Here is a 3,780-nt window from a genome sequence, read left to right as displayed (position 1 = left end):
AAAAATTTCTTGATATTATCAATGGAAAGGAGCGCTTTAGAGTTAATCAGATTTCGGCAATGGCCGATTCTCTCATTATCCAAATGCCTTTATTTGATTCAGAAATAAGAGCAGTTCTCAAAAATAAAACCTTAAGTGGAAGATGGATTAAGCACTATGCAGATAGCGACGAGGTATTACAGTTTCATGCAAAATCAAATGATGATTGGCGATTTTTTAAAGTTAATCCGGAATCTAAATCCAATGTTTCTGGTCGCTGGTCTGTAACATTTAATACCTTAAATAATAAAGATAGCTATGCTTCTGTTGGCGAATTTACTCAAGAAAACGGACGTGTTTTGGGTACTTTTTTAACGGCAACTGGTGATTACCGCTTTTTGGAAGGAACCGTTTCAGACGGTAACTTATATTTATCCTGCTTTGATGGAAGTCATGCTTATCTTTTTACAGGTAAATTATTGAACGACAGTACCATAGTTGATGGTAAATTTTATTCTGGTTTCGCAGCCATTGAAACATGGACGGGCAAAAAAGATGATAGTGCAATCCTTCCCGATGCCTATTCCTTAACAAATTTAAAGTCTGGTTACGATAAGATTAATTTTTCATTCCCAAACCTGGATGGCAAAAAGGTCTCGCTCTCTGATGAAAAATTTAAAAATAAGATTGTTTTAGTCCAATTTTTTGGTTCTTGGTGCCCTAACTGCATGGATGAAACAGCCTATCTATCAAACTTCTATAAAAAATATCAATCAAAAGGGGTTGAAGTTGTTGGTTTAGCTTATGAGCGATCCAAAGATTTTGAACGTTCAAAGAAAAATGTGGCACGATTACGCGACCGCTTTTCCGTGCCTTATGATTTTTTGATAACAGGCTTTACCAACGACAAGGAGGAAGTTTCTAAAAGCTTACCCATGCTTGAGAAATTTGTAGCCTTTCCAACCCTAATGATTATTGATAAATCTGGCAAAATCAGGAAAATTCATACTGGTTTCAGCGGACCAGGAACTGGGACTCATTATACAGAATTTGTAAAGGAGTTTGAGAAAACTATCGATGAGCTTTTAACAGAAAAATAATGATATCCTTCAAATTATTGAGATACTGCTCCCTTGGGGCAGTATTTTTTGTTTTATCATGTGCTGCACCTCAAATGGTGAACCTTGATCCAATTACCGTCATTGAAAACATGCCTGGATCAAATGTTTATCGCGCAAGCTATACTAGAACAACAGACATTATTAATACTAAGCTCGATCTTAGTTTTGATTGGGATAGTGCCTACGTTTATGGTAAAGCTACTATTTCAGCGAAACCCTATTTTTATGATACCGCTCAATTGCTCTTGGATGCTAATGGTTTTCAAATTAAGGAGGTATCGCTAGTGCAAAATGAGGATAAAAAGCCACTTAAATATTTTTATGATGGAAAAAAACTTCGCGTGAGTCTCGATAAAACCTATCAGAAAGACCAAACTTATTCCGTTTATATCGATTATGTGGCCATGCCTAATAAGTTGAAAATTGGTAAAGATATCGGCTCTGCAGGCGATCGTGGACTATATTTCATCAATAATACGGGTAGAGATAAAAATAAGCCTCAGCAAATTTGGACACAGGGAGAAACGGAATGTAATTCGACTTGGTTCCCCACAATTAATGATCCGCAAGAAAAAATGACTCAAGAGCTGAATATTACGGTTCCTGATCGATTTATAAGTCTTTCTAACGGTAGTCTTGAATTTTCGAGCTTAAATGGGGATGGTACGCGTACTGATAGCTGGCGACAAGAGCAAGCTCATTCTACTTATTTAACCATGCTTGCGGTAGGTGATTTTGTGATTACAAAAGACCAATGGCGTGATAAGGAAGTAAATTATTATACTGAACCTGAATTTGCTCCTACCGCCAAAATTGTTTTTGGCAATACACCCGAAATGATGGAATTCTTCTCCAATAGATTGGGTGTAGATTATCCATGGGATAAATATTCTCAAATAGTTGTGAGAGATTTTGTGAGTGGTGCGATGGAAAATACAAGTGCATCGGTATTTTATGAAGGTCTAAACATGACTGAAGGGCAGCATATCGATCAAAACCAAGATGATATTATAGCTCATGAACTTTTTCACCATTGGTTTGGAGATCTAGTAACTGCAGAATCCTGGTCTAACCTCCCTCTTAATGAGTCGTTTGCAACTTATGGCGAATATTTATGGGATGAATATAAACATGGTCGTGATCAAGCAGATTTTAAAGGATTAAATGATCTTAATTCCTATTTAAAAAGTGGGAATAAAAAACGTGTTGATGTTATTCGTTATGATTATGCAGACCGCGAACATATGTTTGATGAAGTTAGCTATCAAAAGGGTGGCCGCATTTTACATATGCTAAGAAAAACTGTAGGGGATGAAGCCTTTTTTAAAGCATTGAACACTTATTTAACACGATTTGCTTTCAAAACCGCTGAAATACACGATTTACGTTTGATTTTTGAGGAGATAAGCGGAACCGACCTAAATTGGTTTTTTAATCAATGGTTTCTTGCTTCAGGACATCCCATTCTTAATATTAAAAGCACTTACAATTCTGATAGTAAGGAAGTTACTGTAAGTATAGAACAAAGTCAAAATCTTTCATACACACCTTTATATCGTATCCCTATGGCGATTGATATTTATTTAGATGGCAAGGTGGAACGTAAAGAAATTCTCCTAGAAAAACAAAGCCAAACATTCGTTTTCTCTGTCTCAGGTACACCTGATTTGGTAAATGTGGATGCGGAAAAATACCTTCTCGCCGAGACAATTGAAGATAAAACTACTCAAGAATACGTTTTCCAATACCATAATGCACCATTATTTATGGATAGAATGGAAGCTGTAAATGTGCTTTCGAAAAACAGGCATGATGAAATAGCCAAAAGCACTTTAATTAAAGCCATTAATGATAAACATTGGTTTATTCGCATGAATGCTTTGGAGGTCATTCAACATCTTTCAACTGAAGAAAGAACTATAATATACGAAAAAATTAAGGAATTGGCCCTGCAAGATGATGTTTCGCAAGTTAGGGCCCTAGCAGTTGAAATATTGGGCAAATATTATCGAACGATGGACAATCGCGAAATATTTTTCATGACGGCTATGGACAAATCTAATGCTGTTAAAAAAGCAACAAGCACTGCGGCAGGGAAATAGAATTTACCTAGGAGGATTTATCGGAACGAAAAGCAGAAAACACCATTTGAACTAAAGCAAGAACAATTGCAAAAAGCAGTGCTGAGAAAAAGCCCTGAGTATTAAAATCGTCCATCAGTTGATCCACTAATAATACCATCAATACTGTTATGATAAATGATACTAATCCGAGTGTTAAAAAATTAATTGGGAAGGTAAAAATTCTCAATATTGTTCCTATAGTAGCATTTGCTAGTGCAATTAGAACTCCAGCAATAATGGCACTCCAAAACCCGGCAACGCTAACTCCCGGAATTAAATAGGCCGAAATTGCTACAGCGGCTCCCATTAACAATATTTCAATAATTAGTCTCATATTTATATTTAAATGTAATTAACAATGAAATTTAGCAAATGGTTTAACATTTCCCTAATTTTTTTACTTTATTCTTGTAGCCAAGGAAAATCAACTCTTGAAGCAGGAAGTGATATAAAAATACGCCTTTCGGCGGATAGTACAGAATTGATATTGTCTAATATTCCGTCTTACATACTAGATGAATTTAGAGAAGATTCGCTTGATAATAATCTATGGACTA

4 protein-coding genes are annotated in these 3,780 nt (G+C 35.7%); 3 read left to right on the top strand and 1 reads right to left on the bottom strand.

Annotated features, from left to right (window positions below):
• Together ACIQ0D_RS12095 and ACIQ0D_RS12090 are read left to right on the top strand one after the other, a co-directional pair.
• On the top strand, positions 1-1,079 hold a 1,079-nt coding region (locus ACIQ0D_RS12095), incomplete at its 5' end, for a TlpA disulfide reductase family protein (protein WP_395805974.1).
• On the top strand, positions 1,079-3,202 hold the full coding sequence (locus ACIQ0D_RS12090) for a M1 family metallopeptidase (protein WP_395805972.1): 2,124 nt from the start codon (positions 1,079-1,081) through the stop codon (positions 3,200-3,202). The genes ACIQ0D_RS12095 and ACIQ0D_RS12090, both read left to right, overlap by 1 nt.
• Before the next feature lie 7 nt (positions 3,203-3,209).
• On the opposite strand, the gene ACIQ0D_RS12085 is transcribed toward ACIQ0D_RS12090, so the two are convergent.
• A complete protein-coding gene (locus tag ACIQ0D_RS12085; RefSeq protein ID WP_395805970.1) occupies positions 3,210-3,557 on the bottom strand; it encodes a phage holin family protein in 348 nt (115 codons plus the stop codon).
• 24 nt (positions 3,558-3,581) lie between these two features.
• Here ACIQ0D_RS12085 and ACIQ0D_RS12080 point away from each other — a divergent pair.
• A partial coding sequence (locus ACIQ0D_RS12080; protein ID WP_395805968.1) for a hypothetical protein occupies positions 3,582-3,780 on the top strand: 199 nt, incomplete at its 3' end.

The sequence above is a fragment of the Daejeonella sp. genome (genome assembly GCF_044342615.1).
Taxonomy (GTDB): domain Bacteria; phylum Bacteroidota; class Bacteroidia; order Sphingobacteriales; family Sphingobacteriaceae; genus Daejeonella.
This window is presented reverse-complemented; position numbering and strand designations above follow the sequence as displayed.

What these genes read in the sequence shown, in the direction of transcription:
- ACIQ0D_RS12090 (WP_395805972.1), top strand. Translation starts at nt 1,079, where the DNA reads ATGATATCCTTCAAATTATTGAGATACTGCTCCCTTGGGGCAGTATTT.
- ACIQ0D_RS12085 (WP_395805970.1), bottom strand. Translation starts at nt 3,557, where the DNA reads ATGAGACTAATTATTGAAATATTGTTAATGGGAGCCGCTGTAGCAATT.